This is a genomic window from Brevibacillus brevis, assembly GCF_001039275.2.
Classification (GTDB): Bacteria; Bacillota; Bacilli; order Brevibacillales; family Brevibacillaceae; genus Brevibacillus; species Brevibacillus brevis_C.
The window spans coordinates 2407321-2423372 of record NZ_CP030117.1 but is presented as its reverse complement, the minus strand read 5'-3'; the positions used below and the strand labels follow the sequence as shown (position 1 = coordinate 2423372).

The following is a 16052-nucleotide window of genomic DNA, read 5'->3' as shown; positions in this document are numbered from 1 at the left end:
TTACCACAAAGAAAAACGCAAGCCTGGTCGGCTTGCGCTATAATACGATAACGATATAGACTATTCCTCTTTTTGCTCATCTAACAAACGAATGTTACGAAGCTCTTCTATACGTTTTGGATCTGCCTCGAAGTACTGAACCAGATACTCCAGGCATGTAATCGATTCCCAGCTCAGATGGTGCTCGATTCCTTCCACATCCTGATAAATATGCTCTTCATCCAAGCCAATGATCCGCATAAATTCTTCCAGAAGACTGTGACGATCCACTAGGCGTTTTCCGATTTTCTTCCCTTTTGGCGTCAATACAAGCCCACGGTATTTTTCATAAACGAGATACTTGTCTTTGTCTAGCTTCTGAACCATTTTCGTGACCGAAGAGGGATGTACTTCCAACGCTTCAGCAATATCGGAGACACGAGCATAGCCCTTTTCTTCAATTAAGTTGTAAATGCGTTCCAAATAGTCTTCCATACTCGGCGTCGGCGGCATTGTGAACCCCTCATTTCCAAACCGTTATTTCATCTAGCCAAAAAAGGCACGTAGAAATATGATACCGTGTAATGAGAAGCATTTGCAAGAGAAAAGTACCTATCGCAGCTGTTTTTCTGGTGTTTGGTTCATCATTTGGACATATTGGACGAGTTGTTGACCCAACTGCTCCATGCGCGCTTGCAGACGCTCATCCTTTAGCTTGCCTTCTGGTGTAAAGGCATTGTAAGCACTCGGGATGGAAGGACTAGATGGCAACGGCCATGCATGCAGATTGCGCATGATTAACTGCAACGTGTTGACCGTGTTCGTAGCACCCATGCTTCCCCCAGATACGCCAATGATGGCAACCTGCTTATCACGCAAAATGCGCCCTTCCAGGAAGTCAATGGCATTTTTCAAAGCACCTGTCATTGTGCCATGGTATTCAGGCGAACCGATCACAAGTCCATCCGCTTCAGAAACCGCTTTGACAAATTGATGGACAATTTCAGGGTACGTACTGGTATCATCACGATCATCATACAGCGGCAGCTTCCAGTCCGCGAGATGAATCATTTCAACATCGGCACCTGCAGCCTTCGCTGCTTCGAGTACAATATGAACCGCTTGTTTTGTCGTAGAATTGGCATTCATGCTTCCGGCTATTCCTACAATTTTCATGGTTTCACCCCATCAATAATCTAAATACTGGTATGATCATCATTATATTCCAATAAGTATATTTTGTAAACATTTATGTTTATTTAATATCATCTGTTCTGAACAGACCTGTTTGTCTCATACACTTGTACCAAGTTGCAAGTGAGGATGATGCCTATGGACAAAGTCGCTTGGCATATCGCCGTGCTTTTTGCAGGGTCTGCGTTAGGCGGATTCTACTTGGGTGGATATGAGTGGCTACGCTTTTTTACTTATTTCGGTTCCTGGGGGACAATCGGCATAGCACTTGCGGCTCTTGGCCTCGGCTGGTTCGGCGTCCAGTTGTTGACCTTTTGCCATCGCAAGCAAATTGGCTCCCTCTACGAGCTGTACTACGTATTGTGTGGCGAAGCATTCGCTTCCAGCCTATCTGTCATCACCCACATTCTGCTATTGGGCTATACAGGAGTCATGCTTGGCCAACAGGCGGATTTCCTTTTGGAGGAGCTCTCTCCTCTATGGTTCATCCTTTTGACCATTGTAGCCATCTTCTTTATCATAAATCGTTGGAGATGGATTGTCACTGCAACAGCCATATCTCTATCCATCGGTTTATTATTATTCGGATTGATTTTCAGTGCACAATCCCATGTCCCAATGCCAAGCTTGGGTTATCAATTGAATGTGAACTGGCTGATTCACGCCGTATTTTTCCTTGCCTTGCATTTTCTTATCAGCTTGGCTACGACTCTACCTCTTGCAGTACGTGCGTCCCACGAGCGAACTGTTCGAACGGGGGCCATTATCGGAGCTGGAATCTTCCTTTTGTTCACAATGTTAGGTCAAGCTATCCTTCTTGCCCACTGGCACGATGCCCACGCCTCTGTACTGCCTATCAAACAAATTATGGTTCAAATGATGACCGGTGGCGATTGGCTTCTCGCTATCCTCTCGCTTGTACATGGTGGAGTCATTGTCGCAGCCCTACTCTACTCGCTGACACATCCCATTGTGACACGTCAAAATCTACAAACACTGCCACTGATTGTCGTCATGCTGCTTACCGTATTTGTATTCGCTCTCCTCACACTCCTTGTTCCGTGGAGTATGTCTGCAATCGCCAGTGCAGCGACCTATTGCGGCATGTTCTTAATGGGCTGGTACGTTTGGAAGCATCAGAATTGACCTGATGGTATACTCGTAGCTCCTGTGGTCAAGACAAATCTTGGCCACTTTTTTTCGCATTATAGGATCGCATTCAATATACCAATCAGTACTAAAAGTACAAGGATAAACACCAAAATATTTAATGGACTCATCGTCACGTAGTCCTCCTCTATATGGTTGCTTCCCCTCATTTTACCACAAACGAAAAACGTCCCCCGAAGGAGACGCTTACTGTAAAGCCTCACTTTCCGCTCTCAGCTGTCCACCATTTGGAGAACCCATCGGGTAAGCTGGCGTTGTTTGATCCGTAATTTTGTGAATCGCTGAAAGTACCGCTTTCGTCGCCGTGGCGATTTGTTCCCAATCCAATTGCGCCAAGGAGTCATCTGTTGCCTGTACCGTCCCTGCACTCGTCAAAAGTGCCGTAGGAATGCCTGCGGCTGCCAAAAAGCCCGCGGCACCGTTTCGTTCACGCGTCCCATCCTTATCAGGAGGAGACACCCCCGCTGCTCTCAGCAGTTGGATAGGCAAATTTTCGTTGCCCAGTGAATTGGTAGCAACGAGCTCTGCCTTTTGACTCCCCACCCCATCGACATAGAAGGCTGCTATCATGGCTTGTCGGTCCTTGGCTGATAAGGCATTCGCATAAGCTATCGGGCCTCTGCTTCCCGATGTAACCGCGCCAAAGCTTACGAACCTCACTTCCGTATCAATCGGCTTGTCAGCCATATTACGCGCTATCTCTAGCAAGGCTGCTACACCGGAGCCATTGTCATTTGCCCCAACTGATAATCCAGCGGAATCATGGTGAGCAGATACCAGGACGACCTGACCGGTGTCGTTTTGATTGGGCTTTCGGCTTGCCACGATATTATACGAGGTTTGCTTAATGGTTGCGGCTCCTTCTACCTTGACGGTTCCCTTTACGGGTCGTTTGTCCATGATGCGTTTTTGGAGTTTCGTGCCATCCGCCTTGGACAAAGCAATTACAGGAACAGCGATATCCAAGGGTTCGCCCAGTGAAGCATTCCACCCTTCCTCTCGATCATTCCAGATGATAAGAGCAACGGCTCCGGCAGCCGCTGCTTGGCGAACTTTTTCTCCGAACGGAATCTCACCTCGCTTGACCAAGGCAATCTTCCCCCGGGATGCCTCATTCGCAAAATCAACCGCTCTTCCCAAGCCTGCATTCACTACTTCTGCTGTCGCGGTTCCATTGATCCCAAAAGTAAATCCGCTTACTGTCCAGTTTTGACCTGGCCATTCTTCTATCGTCAGTGATAGAGTAGTAGGCTTTCGGTACGTATAATAAGAAAACGGATCGAGCTTAGTCTTGTACCCGTAAGATCGAAGTGTATTTTCCACATAGACAGCTGCCGCAAATTCCGTTTCAGTAGCAGGTGGACGGGCCGTTCTCGCCAGTTGCTCGACATGGCTGTACAAGCGTTCACTATCGATCCAATCTTGAGCTTCCACAGCATGAGCACGATGTGAAAGGAAAGGTAACGGCAATATCGTTCCACAGACAAGCAAGGCACATAGCGCATAATGACGGACGGATCGCATGGCATTCTCCCTTTCCTTCGCTCTTTGCATTTATTATGGGCGGTTACGACAAACCGAGTCTAGTCAGAATAGTTAGTCAAATAACTTCATCCTGCGCCATCCCTGGACAGCTTTCGCTTTCTTTTGCCCAAAACGTCGATATTTCGCGTGACTCCCTTCCATATGAATTCTTAATAGAAAGGGGCTTTACTCCGTAAAATTATTGATAAAGAAAAGGCGACTTTCAAATTGACCGATGTCCTTGCCTTTTGCTAAGGTGGAATCAACAAAATACCGTTTGAAAGAAACGGATTGGAATCTTGAGGGGGAAGTACCATGCTCTATGTAGATGGCAAATGGGTAGAAGAAGGGCAAGTCGCAGTTCATCCAGAAGACCGCGGTTATAACTTTGGGGATGGCATATATGAGGTAGTACGCATTTATAAGGGGCGCATGTATCAATGGGATGGACATCTTACCCGTTTGTTTCGAAGTGCCAAAGAAATAAAAATGGAGCTTCCTTGGAGCGAAGAAGAGCTGACAGACTTAGCGAATCAGCTCATGTCCAAAAACAACATCACGGAAAATGATGACGCCAGCCTTTACTTGCAAGTATCTCGTGGCACCTCTCCGCGTGTACACGATATTCCGTCTGGTATCAAGCCTGTGATCATGGGCTTTGTCCGTCACAAGGACCGCCCTGTCGCCGATATGAAAAAAGGCTGGTCCGCTCAGCTCATCGAAGATATCCGCTGGCTGCGTTGCGATATTAAAACGCTCAATCTGCTAGGGGCTGTTCTTGTCAAACAATACGCAAAGGATGCAGGTGCCCAAGAATCGATTTTGCACCGCAACGGCGTTATCACAGAGTGCAGCTCTTCCAATTTGTTCGTCGTGAAAAATGGCAAGCTGTATACGCATCAAGCTGACAATCTGATCCTGCACGGAATTACCCGCCAAGTGGTCATTGATTTGGCTCGGGACAATGGCATCACTGTTCATGAAGAAGCATTCGACATTGCTTTCTTGAAGCAAGCCGATGAAGTATTCCTCACCAGCACGACCGCGGAAATCATGCCGCTCATCTCGGTAGATGGCGTTGCTGTGGGCAACGGAAAGCCGGGACCAGTCGTTCTTACGCTACAAGATTTGTTTGAACAGCATATCAACACAAGTGTACTCGTGTAATGAAAAAAAGCTCTCTCGGTATGCAGCATATACATCCGAGAGAGCTTTTCTTTATGGTTTAACGACGCAGATTCCATTCGTCTGTGGCATAGCGCGTCTTAACGAGTTCTTCTGCCAACGCGAGTTCTTCATCGGTAAGCTTTGAAGGGATCAGCTCCACTTCCAATCCGGATGCAAAGCCTTTCGAGAACGCCTCGATGGATTCTTGGAGACTGATTGGCCGAGGGCTTACTTCGTTGATCGTCACTGCTTTTTGTCGGAAACTATCGATCATCCGTTGTTTTACCCGCTCCGATGGGAAATGCAAGAGCGAGAATAGCAAATCTACGTCCATATCAAGCAGAATAGAGCCGTGCTGAAGAATAACACCCTTTTGTCTGGTCTGAGCGCTGCCCGCTACTTTTTTCCCCTCTACCACGAGCTCATACCAAGAGGGCGAATCGAAGCAGGCGGATGATCCTGGCGAATTGTACTTTTCCTTCTCCTCTTCACTTGCCAAGGAGACCATTTCCGCCGAGAGTCCAAGGTTTTGGAATCCGTGCAGCAGTCCCAGACTGATGATTTTGTAGGCTTCCGTCACACTCGAAGGCATTTTCGGATGGTCTTCGGATACGATGACACTGTATGTCAGCTCCTGATCGTGGAGAACAGCACGCCCTCCTGTCGCTCTGCGAACAAAGCCCAGTCCTCTATTTTGAACTTCCTCCAGGTTGATTTCCTTGATGGCCTTCTGGAAATAACCAATTGACAGTGTCGCCGGGTCCCACGTGTAAAAACGAACGGTCGGGGGAACCTTGCCCTCACTGTGCAACTGCAAAATTGCTTCATCTACTGCCATATTCATCGCGGGTGACATTGCTTCCGTCACGATATAGCGCCACTGTTCCATCTATGTACCTCCTCATTCACAACGCCTTCATTGTACGCTTCTGGCATGAAGGACGGCAAGCTTTTGATGGGCTATTTTGCGTGGGCTGTTTCCTGCAAAATGGCCAAGACCTGCGCCAATGCATCTGTTTTCTTCTCATTCTCTTCGCGCATTCGCCGTAAGAGGGACTCCCTGCTCTTTTGCAAGTCATTCACCGCTTGAAAAAAGCGATCATCCGTTAGCTCTTCTTCTAGCAGAACATGACACAAGCCCTGCCTTTCAAAGGACTGTGCATTTAAAATCTGATCGCCCCGACTTGCTTCACGGGACAACGGTATCAAAAGCATTGGCTTTTGCAGGGCTAAAAACTCATAAATCGCATTGGAGCCTGCTCGTGACACGACAAGATCAGCCATCGCCAACAAATCGGGTAATTCCTCCTGGACATACTCGAATTGCTTGTAGCCTGCCACCTGAATCGTTTCATCTACTTGATTTTTGCCACAAATATGTACAATTGAAAAATGCTCAAGCAAAGCAGTAAGCGAATGGCGTACCGCCTCGTTTATTCTTCGTGCTCCCAAGCTTCCACCCATGACAAGCAGGACAGGTTTCTTTGCAGAAAAGGAGCAGGATACCAGGCCCGCTTCTCTTCTACCCTGCTTCAGCTCATCTCGCACAACTGCACCTACGTGAATCCCTTTGTTTTTCGGCACTTTCGAAAGCGTATCTGGAAATGTTACGCACACCTTGCTGGAAAAAGGGACAGCCAGCTTGTTTGCGAGACCGGGTGTCAGATCGGATTCATGGATAACAACAGGAAGACGGTTTAGCCACCCCCCAAATACGACTGGCACGGAGACGAAGCCCCCTTTGGAAAAAATCACATCCGGCTTCCACTTGCCGAGAAAGCGAGAAGCTTGCCAAATGCCTTTGAGGACTCGCAGCGGGTCACTCATGTTTTTCCAATCAAAGTAACGTCGCAGTTTTCCTGAAGAAATGCCAACATAGCGGACATCCGGATGGCTGGCGACCAGCTCTCGTTCGATCCCTGTCGCAGAACCAATGTAGGCGACTTCCCAACCCAGCTTGATAAAGTGGGGGATGAGTGCAAGATTCACAGTGACATGTCCTGCCGAACCACCACCGGTAAACACAATCCTTTTCGTCATTCGGCTCGAACCCTCCCCTGCCTCTTCTTCCCTCATGATAGCACCAATCCGAAAGAAAAGCCGCCCGTAACAACAGGCGACTTTTCCTGGAATCTAGAATTATGCTTGCGGTTGATAACGCAGGATTGGCTTTCTTGCCGCTGTCGCTTCATCCAAACGTTTGACTACAGTAGTATGAGGAGCTTCCTGAACGATTTCTGGTGTTTCCTCGCACTCGCGGGCGATTTGCAGCATCACGTCGATGAACTCATCGAGCGTTTCTTTTGTCTCGGTTTCGGTCGGTTCGATCATGAGGCACTCGTCGACGATCAATGGGAAGTAGATCGTTGGCGGGTGATAGCCGAAGTCGAGCAAGCGTTTTGCAATGTCGAGCGTGCGTACGCCCAGCTTCTTCTGGATTACACCAGACAGGACGAACTCATGCTTGCAGACGCGATCAAATGGCAGATGATAAGCCGTTGCCAGACGACGCATCATGTAGTTGGCGGAGAGCACCGCATTTTGAGAAACTTGCAGCAAGCCTTCTGGACCCATGGTACGGATGTAGCTGTACGCACGAACGAGAATACCGAAGTTTCCGTTGTAGCCTTTTACGCGACCGATGGAAGCCGGACGATTGCTGTCCCAGTAGAAGCTTCCGTCTTCCTTTTTCGCTACGATTGGTGTAGGCAGGAATGGCTCGAGAATTTTTTTCACGCCGACCGGACCTGCACCTGGACCACCACCGCCGTGAGGCCCTGTAAACGTTTTGTGCAAGTTCAGATGCACCACGTCGAAGCCCATGTCTCCCGGACGGGCAATTCCCAAAATCGCGTTCGCATTCGCACCATCGTAATACAAGAGGCCGCCAGCTTCATGAACGATTTTCGCCATTTCCACAATATCTTCTTCAAACAATCCGAGTGTGTTCGGGTTCGTCAGCATCAAAGCAGCCGTGTCAGGTCCTACTGCATCACGCAACGCTTGAATGTCAACCAAACCACGCTCGTCAGATGCGATGGTTACAGTATCCAAACCAGCTACAGCAGCAGATGCCGGATTCGTACCATGTGCGGAGTTCGGCACGATTACTTTGGTACGATGTCCTTCCCCTCGGCTCTCGTGGTAGGCACGGATCATCATCAGACCTGTCCACTCGCCCGCAGCACCAGCCGCTGGTTGCAGGGTAACTGCGTCCATGCCTGTAATTTCACCCAGTTCTTCTTGCAGGTTATACAACAGCTCCAATGCGCCCTGTACGGTTTCTTCTGGTTGGTACGGATGTGTCTGCGCGAAGCCTGCGTAACGGGCGACATCTTCGTTGATTTTTGGGTTGTATTTCATCGTGCAGGAACCAAGCGGATAGAACCCATTGTCTACCCCGTGGTTGCGACGAGACAGTTCGGTATAGTGACGAACCAATTGCAGCTCAGATACTTCTGGCAGCTCAGCCGGCGTTTCGCGTATGAGGTGCTTTGGCAAAAGGCTTGCTACTTCTACTTCTGGAACATCCAATGCCGGCAAATTGTAGCCCACACGGCCTGGTTTGCTCATTTCAAAGATCAGTGCTTTCTCCTGGTCGTTACGCACGTGTGATCGCCTCCAATTCAGCCGCCAATGTGTCGATTTCTTCTTTGGTACGTAGCTCGGTTACTGCAAGCAAGGTATGATTCGCAAACTCTGGATAGTCGAGACCGAGATCATAACCCCCGATCATTCCAGCAGCCAACAGACCTTTGTTCACTTCTGCAACTGGTTTGTTCAGCTTCACGACAAACTCGTTGAAGAATGGAGAAGTGAATACGATCTCCAAGCCTTTTGCTTCCAGGGCATTTTTGGCGTAATGAGCTTTTTGCAGGTTCATCATCGCCATTTCTTGTACACCCTGCTTGCCGAGTGCTGTCATGGCAATGGAAGCAGCCAATGCGAGCAGCGCTTGGTTCGAGCAGATATTAGAAGTCGCTTTTTCACGACGAATATGTTGTTCACGCGCTTGCAGCGTCAATACGAAGCCACGTTTGCCATTTTCGTCCTTCGTTTGACCGACGATACGACCTGGCATTTTGCGCATCAGTTTGGTTGTGGTAGCAAAATATCCGCAATGTGGTCCGCCAAAGGATGCTGGAATACCGAATGGCTGCATGTCGCCAACTACGATATCTGCGCCCAATTTGCCCGGCGCCTCCAATACACCCAGAGCAAGCGGATTGGAGGATGTGATCAACAGTGCGCCTTTTCCGTGCGCAATAGGTTCAATCGCTCCCAAGTCCTCTACATTTCCGAAGAAGTTCGGATACTGCACGATGACCGCTGCTGTGTTTTCATCAACAAGCGCTTCCAAAGCCGCTGTATCTGTAACGCCATCGCTGTTGATACCTACTTCAACCAGCTCAACGTTTTGTCCATACGCATATGTTTTCAAAACACCACGCGCTTCCGGATGTACAGCGCGGGAAACGATTACGCGTTTTTTGCCAGTGTGACCTGCAGCCATCATCGCTGCCTCTGCCAAAGAAGTCGCGCCGTCATACATCGAGGAGTTAGCTACCTCCATGCCAGTCAGCTCACATACCATCGTTTGGAACTCAAAAATAGCTTGCAGCTCACCTTGGCTGATTTCTGGCTGATAAGGTGTATAAGCAGTAAAGAATTCCCCGCGGAGCAGCATGTGATTGACTGTGCTCGGCGTGTAATGTTGATAAACACCCGCACCCAGAAAGTTAACATGCGTGCTGAAGTTTACGTTTTTATTTGCGAGGCGTGTAAAATACTTCACCAAATCTGGCTCGGAAAGTGCTTCTGGAATATTCAAAGCACCTTTGAAACGTACTTCTTCCGGAATATCAGCAAACAATTCTTCTATACTCGAAATGCCGAGGGTTTCCAGCATTTCGCGCTTGTCCTGATCAGTTTGGGGCAGGTAGCGGTATTTCACGGACGTTGTCCTCCTCTAAAAGGATGTATGTGGTGTATCGCTTAGTTTTTTGGGCGTTTATAAAATGGAGCGGCAACGACTTCTGCTTTCAGACGTTTTAAGCGAATTTCTACTTCTACTTGTGTACCTAACGCGGCATGCTCGGTTTTTACGAGAGCGAGACCGACGTTCTTCTTCAAGGTTGGAGATTGTGTTCCCGTCGTCACTTCGCCAATGAGCTCTTCCCCCACATAGACGGGGTAATGCGTGCGCGGAATCCCACGGTCGATCATTTCGATCCCTACCAGCTTGCGGGGAGCACCGTTTTCTTTTTGTGCCTTCAGCACTTCTTGACCGATGAACGGCACTTCTTTGTCTACCTTGACAGCAAAGCCAATGCCCGCTTCGATCGGAGTGATGTCTTTGCTGAGCTCTTGTCCGTACAGTGGCAGCTTGGCTTCAAAACGAAGCGTATCGCGCGCACCGAGACCGCACGGCAAAAGACCTTCTTCTTTTCCCGCATCCAGCAAGATGTCCCACAGCTCTGCTGCACGATCGGCATCCAAATAAATCTCGAAGCCATCTTCGCCAGTATAGCCAGTGCGGGAGACCAAACCCGGAATACCGCTCACTTGCACATCACGCTCAAAACGGAAAAAGCCGATTTGAGATAAGTCTGTAGTCGTCAGCTTTTGCAGAATGGATTCTGCCAAAGGACCTTGAATCGCGATTTGTGCTGTTTGTGGCGAAATATTCTCAATCGTTACGCCTGGAATCAGATGTTCTTCTAGCCACGCATAGTCTTTGTCGATATTCCCCGCGTTGATGACGAGCAGGTAATGATCATCTGCATATTTGTAAACAAGCAGATCGTCTACCGTCCCCCCATCTGGGTAGCAAAGCACACTGTACTGCGCCTGCCCGACTGCCAGCTTGGACACGTCATTCGTAGTCACACGCTGGAGATAAGAAAGAGCGTTTTCCCCTTTTACGTCCACTTCTCCCATATGGGAAACATCAAATAGACCAGCTTTTGTCCGAACGGCTTCATGCTCTTGACCAATGCTTGTAAACTGCACTGGCAGATCCCAACCACCGAAGTCGATGGTTTTCGCGCCATACTTTGCATAAGAATCAAATAGTGGCGTACGTTTCAAATTGGACATGTGGCACCTCCTGTGAACAATAAGATCTTAGAAAACTTGGCTTCGCTGAGCCTTTGGCGAGGCCTTAGTTGCACTTATGTCGATAGGAGTCTTATCGACCAAAACAAAACAGAGGGGGAAAAACGGGTACACCAAAATAATGGCGCCCATTTCTCCTCCTCTGTCCTTGGTACCTGAGAGTTACCTTGCGAATCACATGGGAATTACTTTCCCCACTTGCAAGTTTCCCCTTTGGTGGCTCGTGTGAGCTCTCTCCAGAGTTGCGTCCAGTAGAGGTACTTTTGCCTGAGAGATTCACCGTTACCGGCTTGCTCCTTCGGCGCTGCCAAACGTTCAAGCAGTCTCTCCCTACTACCTTCATTCGCGGTTGTTTCATGGTCATACATAAGTTTTTGCTATCATTTCCATACTAATGGATGTACTACCTCTTTATCCTACCATGAGAGACCAAAGTTGAAAATATACAAATTAACAGCCAGATTCAGAAAAACTTAACAAAACACATTGACAATAGATAAACGTTCAGTTTTTTAATGTTAATCATGAAAGTTATGGCAGAGCTATGTAAAGGAGTATCTTATATGCCGAATGTTCCTATTTCATTTGATACGAGTTGGATCAATCCGCTTACAGAACGTATGCAAGAAGATGGACCCTGGGATAAGTGGGAGCTGTTCAAGCTCTCATTGGAAGCCGAGGAAGCGATGGCTGTTAGCGAATTTGACCAGCTGCAATGTCTGAAATATCTTCCACTCTTGTCGCCTTTTCCTCACCAGTTGGAAACAGCGAAACGTGTCCTATTAGAGATGCGCGGCCGAGCCATTCTCGCTGATGAGGTCGGTCTGGGAAAGACGATCGAAGCAGGCTTGATCATGAAGGAATATATGGTTCGCGGCTTGGCTAAAAAAATTCTCGTTCTGGTTCCAGCCTCTCTCGTGATTCAATGGACAAAAGAGCTTCATCAAAAATTCGGCATTGCAGCAGTCGCGCAAAAAAAAGAATATATGTGGCGGCAACACGAAGTCGTGGTCGCATCCATAGACACAGCAAAACGAGATCCTCACAGGCGTCACGTCCTCGACATCGATTACGACATGCTCATCATCGACGAGGCCCATAAACTCAAAAATAAACGGACACGAAACTATCAGTTCGTCAAAGAAATCCGCAAAAAATATTGCTTGCTCCTTACCGCAACTCCTATTCAAAACGAGATGGACGAGCTGTACAACCTCATCAATTTGTTAAAACCAGGTCACCTCGGCCATACTTCCACCTTCTCTACCAATTACGTAGAGGGCAAACGCCAATCCAAAAACAGCGAGAAATTGCGGGAAGAAATTGAAAAGGTCATGATTCGCAACAAACGAAGTGATGGCGGTATTCAATTCACCAGTCGCCGCGTTCAGTCGATTCCGATTGACCTTTCCCCTGAGGAAATGACCTTGTACGAAGGTGTGACCCACTTTGTCCGTGAGCAATACCGAACAGGATTTGGGATGGGCGGCTTCAACTCGCTCGCTCTGATCACCTTGCAGCGTGAGGTCTGCTCCAGTAAGGAAGCTGCGTTCATGACGCTGTATAACATGCACCAGCGGACGGGCGAGGACTCTCCTTTACGCGCACAAATTCTTGAGCTAGTCGAGTTGATCAAACAAATTGAAACGCATTCCAAGGCTGCCAAAACCGTTGAGCTCATTCAACAAATCAACGATAAAGTGATCATTTTTACAGAGTACCGAGCAACTCAAAACTATCTGCAAAAGTATTTGCACGACCACGGCATTACTTCCGTCCCCTTCCGCGGTGGCTTTAAACGCAGCAAAAAGGACTGGATGACTGATCTTTTCCAAAATCGTGCACAAGTCCTGATCGCTACGGAAGCAGGCGGCGAAGGCATCAATTTGCAGTTCTGCAATCAGGTGATCAATTACGACATGCCTTGGAATCCCATGCGAGTGGAGCAACGAATCGGTCGCGTCCATCGTCTCGGACAAAAAAGGGATGTACACATTTACAATTTATCGACAACCGGAACGATCGAAGAGCATATTCTCAAGCTGCTGTATGAAAAAATCGACCTATTTGAAATGGTCATCGGCGAACTCGATGATATTGTGGAACGCCTGAATTTAAGTCACTCCTTGGAAGACAATCTGATTCAAATCATTATGGATTCCCGCTCCTCCAAAGAAATGGCGTTGAAGCTCGATAACATTGGACACGCGATTCGGGCAAGCAAAATAACAAAAGACGCTGTTCCACTTTCTGAGGCGGCTGACCAATAACTCTTGTTGGAAACGAAAAAGAAATGAGGTCTCCTGATGCAGCAACAACAGGTCAGACAATTTGTCGAGCGCTATTTGGCGACTTTTTCTGCCCATATCGTTGAGTCTCACCCGGATTATTTCACCGTCAAACTTCCTGTCGAGGTGGACAAAGATATCGGCAATCGTCCTTTTTACTGGAGCTGGGTGGATAAGATGAATTTGGCTTATCAGCCATTGGTGCTCACCTTTAGTTTTCATCCGGAATGCATGCCTGAAGGTTTGCGATCCGAGCATCTGCATCTAGGAGCTGCACGCATGCAACAAATTTTCGCTTCAGCCAAAAAGCATGGCAGCTTTGTCTGTATGTACGAGCAACAAGGGGGCCTCTTGGGCAATGCCGGCAAACGTCGGTCAACCCCTCTCGTACCTTGGCTCGGGATGAACTTGAAGGTATCTCTGCTTTGTGACAAGCGACGTGACATTTTATTGTACCTGGGGATAAATTTGCATCAGCCACGGATAGTGACGGATTTCACTTCGTTTTTATTTTCACTTTCCTTGACCCCTGCGATCCCCGATTACTATTACACGTTGGATCGAAAGGTAACCATACAGGAAGCCCTCCAAATGGCACAACAGGAAGTCGAGCATACACTGGAACAAGAAGATCAGCAATGGGCAGAGGAAGCGCGTACACGTCTGAGCGAAGAAATGGCCATCTTGGAAGCGTATTATGAAGAGCTGGCACGGCGAGAACCAGAAAATGAGCAGACAAACGCAAACGAAACCGAAGAAGAATCAGAACAGCCGGAAGCCCAGTCGTTACTCGAGCGAGAAGCCCTGCACCCCGAACCTGATTCAGCTGGACCACCTTCTGTCGAACAGCCCCTATCTTTTGACGAATACCGGACTTCTGGCGGACGAATCCTCGACTTTTTGCGTGCAAATGGAATCCAAACAACTCCACGTGAAGAGATTCATCAGGCAGAATGGAAAAAAAGCACGCCAGATGAGGAGAGACAACGCCGAAAAGACGAGCTGGCATGGCAATACGAGCCGCGGATCGAGGTTTCGTTCATCAACGGTGGCTTGTTCTATTTATCTTCCGTTCCTCCACTCATGCGGTCATCGAAAGCAAAAAGCATGCGACATCTCCCCGCATCAGGGCGAATCATGTAAAAGATCAACGAGAAAATGTGAAACAGAAAAGACACGTTGCAACAAATCTTTTTGTCATAGCTGGTTACAATAGGAATAGGTTAAGCCTTTACAAAAGGTGGTGCATAGTTGTGACCAGACGATTTCTTCCTGTTATCGCTGCTCTTTTGTCTCTGATGCTGCTTTCCTTACCAGCTTTGGCGCAAGACGAAGCAAGCTGGGACCAGCAATTCCAAGCACAAATTCGAGAATGGATGGATGCAATCGCAACCCGAGACCCTCAATTCAAGCAATGGCAGGACGCAAAAACAGACGTACAAACACTTGGTGCAGGGCAGCATCAATGGCTGGTAAGTATAAAAAAAGCGGATAAGCAAGTAGGGTATTTGGTGATAGGAGAAGCACCTGATTCTACTTCCCATGAGAAATTTGTTCTGCTGGAATATGGTGTCGGGGAGTACATCTTGTTCGATGACGCATTTGCTCCGAAAGAAATCGCGGCAGAACCAGTTTATGACGGGTTTGCTTCCTACTGGCTGATCACCCAGAAGTCAGATACCCAAATGGTCAATGCCAAAACGGGAGAAATGTATCCCGCTTCCTTTCAAATTAGTGAGCCCGCCGTCGGTGCTTTTGCAGGAGAGCAGCTCATACAAAATGGACAACGCCTGACTCAAATGAGAATTTTAAGCGCAGCCGAGGCTGATCCTTTTGATCATATCGGGTGGGTCAGCCAAATGAGTAAAACGAACGCAGATGTGTCCTGGAACCAATTGTGGCAGCAAGATTATACCTCGCCAGTAACATTAGCCGTCCCGATTCATCAGTCACAGGTTTTGGCACCCTTTGTCGTGGGGTCCCTGCATTTATGGAATGACCAAAATGCTTATGTAGGCGTATGGGATGAGGGCCTGCGCTTTGTCCCCTATTCGTATGCCCATCGCGTCGGACGATTTTTCGTAAATGAAACAAGCTCTCCTGCCGAATAACCGGTTGGAGAGCTTGTTTTTTTACGTTTTCTATTCACCGATGTTCTGTAGGAGAGAGACGTTCATGAACGGCATGAAAAATTTCATTGACCGTCATTCCCTCTGCATTAATAACGGGAGCTCCTGTAATCGTTTTGTTTTGATTACCCAGAACGTTGATATCCTGTCCAGTAATGACAATCGCATCTACCACCTGCTGCCAGTTGCCTAAATCAACAACTTCGTAACCATTTTGACGCAGCATCTTGCACACTTCAGACAGGGAATTTTCTACCGCTACTCTCGCCATATGCACCCTCCGTCTTCGTTCATAGGTTTACGAATTTTATTTGCGCCACAACAGTCGAATGGACATGGGAATGGCACCAAACCAGCGTGATGACCAGGACTCGCGTGGAGTCTTACGCAAACGGCGTTCATCTTTTGGGGTATCCATGTACTGGACAAACAGTTTCGTCAGGTACTTTAAATATTCCTGAAAGGACATCGCACTTGACCTCCT

The 16052-nt window shown here is 48.1% G+C and carries 15 protein-coding genes and 1 riboswitch; of the genes, 5 read left to right on the top strand and 10 right to left on the bottom strand.

Annotated elements, in window-relative coordinates:
* Positions 1 to 60: 60 nt before the first annotated feature.
* Both mntR and AB432_RS12245 read right to left on the bottom strand, forming a co-directional pair.
* Complete coding sequence (gene mntR, locus AB432_RS12250; protein WP_017247979.1) at positions 61 to 492, bottom strand: transcriptional regulator MntR; 432 nt, start codon at positions 490 to 492, stop codon at positions 61 to 63.
* 99 nt (positions 493 to 591) lie between these two features.
* Positions 592 to 1155, bottom strand: coding sequence for an NADPH-dependent FMN reductase (locus AB432_RS12245; protein ID WP_048032516.1), 564 nt, complete (start codon positions 1153 to 1155; stop codon positions 592 to 594).
* Between the two features lie 156 nt (positions 1156 to 1311).
* Between AB432_RS12245 and AB432_RS12240 the strand changes: the two genes are divergently transcribed.
* Complete coding sequence (locus AB432_RS12240) at positions 1312 to 2319, top strand: membrane protein (protein ID WP_048032515.1); 1008 nt, start codon at positions 1312 to 1314, stop codon at positions 2317 to 2319.
* A 210-nt stretch (positions 2320 to 2529) separates the two neighbouring features.
* On the opposite strand, the gene AB432_RS12235 is transcribed toward AB432_RS12240, so the two are convergent.
* Positions 2530 to 3867 (bottom strand): M28 family peptidase, encoded by a 1338-nt coding sequence (locus AB432_RS12235; RefSeq protein WP_048032514.1) that lies wholly within the window; start codon positions 3865 to 3867, stop codon positions 2530 to 2532.
* Between the two features lie 315 nt (positions 3868 to 4182).
* Here AB432_RS12235 and dat point away from each other — a divergent pair, with 315 nt between their 5' ends.
* Positions 4183 to 5034 (top strand): D-amino-acid transaminase, encoded by an 852-nt coding sequence (gene dat / locus AB432_RS12230; protein WP_048032513.1) that lies wholly within the window; start codon positions 4183 to 4185, stop codon positions 5032 to 5034.
* 58 nt (positions 5035 to 5092) lie between these two features.
* Here dat and AB432_RS12225 read toward each other — a convergent pair whose 3' ends face one another.
* From AB432_RS12225 to gcvT, 5 genes are all read right to left on the bottom strand, one after another.
* Entirely contained in the window at positions 5093 to 5923 is an 831-nt protein-coding gene (locus AB432_RS12225; protein WP_048032512.1) for a lipoate--protein ligase family protein, read from the bottom strand.
* A gap of 71 nt (positions 5924 to 5994) precedes the next feature.
* Entirely contained in the window at positions 5995 to 7074 is a 1080-nt protein-coding gene (locus tag AB432_RS12220; RefSeq protein WP_048032511.1) for an undecaprenyldiphospho-muramoylpentapeptide beta-N-acetylglucosaminyltransferase, read from the bottom strand.
* Positions 7075 to 7173: 99 nt separating this feature from the next.
* On the bottom strand, positions 7174 to 8643 hold the full coding sequence (gene gcvPB / locus AB432_RS12215; protein WP_048032510.1) for an aminomethyl-transferring glycine dehydrogenase subunit GcvPB: 1470 nt from the start codon (positions 8641 to 8643) through the stop codon (positions 7174 to 7176).
* Positions 8636 to 9988 (bottom strand): aminomethyl-transferring glycine dehydrogenase subunit GcvPA, encoded by a 1353-nt coding sequence (gene gcvPA / locus AB432_RS12210; RefSeq protein WP_048032509.1) that lies wholly within the window; start codon positions 9986 to 9988, stop codon positions 8636 to 8638. Before gcvPA ends, gcvPB begins: the two co-directional genes overlap by 8 nt.
* A gap of 41 nt (positions 9989 to 10029) precedes the next feature.
* Positions 10030 to 11133, bottom strand: coding sequence for a glycine cleavage system aminomethyltransferase GcvT (gcvT, locus tag AB432_RS12205; RefSeq protein WP_048032508.1), 1104 nt, complete (start codon positions 11131 to 11133; stop codon positions 10030 to 10032).
* A 264-nt stretch (positions 11134 to 11397) separates the two neighbouring features.
* Positions 11398 to 11493: riboswitch (glycine riboswitch) on the bottom strand.
* A 221-nt stretch (positions 11494 to 11714) separates the two neighbouring features.
* On the opposite strand from gcvT, the gene AB432_RS12200 reads away from it, so the two are divergent.
* From AB432_RS12200 to AB432_RS12190, 3 genes are all read left to right on the top strand, one after another.
* Entirely contained in the window at positions 11715 to 13421 is a 1707-nt protein-coding gene (locus AB432_RS12200; RefSeq protein ID WP_048032506.1) for a DEAD/DEAH box helicase, read from the top strand.
* Positions 13422 to 13457: 36 nt separating this feature from the next.
* A complete protein-coding gene (locus AB432_RS12195; protein ID WP_048032505.1) occupies positions 13458 to 14582 on the top strand; it encodes a YqhG family protein in 1125 nt (374 codons plus the stop codon).
* Between the two features lie 110 nt (positions 14583 to 14692).
* Positions 14693 to 15550 (top strand): hypothetical protein, encoded by an 858-nt coding sequence (locus AB432_RS12190; protein WP_048032504.1) that lies wholly within the window; start codon positions 14693 to 14695, stop codon positions 15548 to 15550.
* A gap of 34 nt (positions 15551 to 15584) precedes the next feature.
* Here the strand turns inward: AB432_RS12190 and AB432_RS12185 are convergent, their stop codons facing one another.
* Both AB432_RS12185 and AB432_RS12180 read right to left on the bottom strand, forming a co-directional pair.
* Positions 15585 to 15839 (bottom strand): YkuS family protein, encoded by a 255-nt coding sequence (locus AB432_RS12185; protein WP_048032503.1) that lies wholly within the window; start codon positions 15837 to 15839, stop codon positions 15585 to 15587.
* Between the two features lie 36 nt (positions 15840 to 15875).
* The gene (locus AB432_RS12180) at positions 15876 to 16037 is read right to left on the bottom strand and encodes a YqzE family protein (RefSeq protein WP_007725773.1); all 162 of its coding nucleotides are present in this window, start codon (positions 16035 to 16037) and stop codon (positions 15876 to 15878) included.
* Positions 16038 to 16052: the final 15 nt, after the last annotated feature.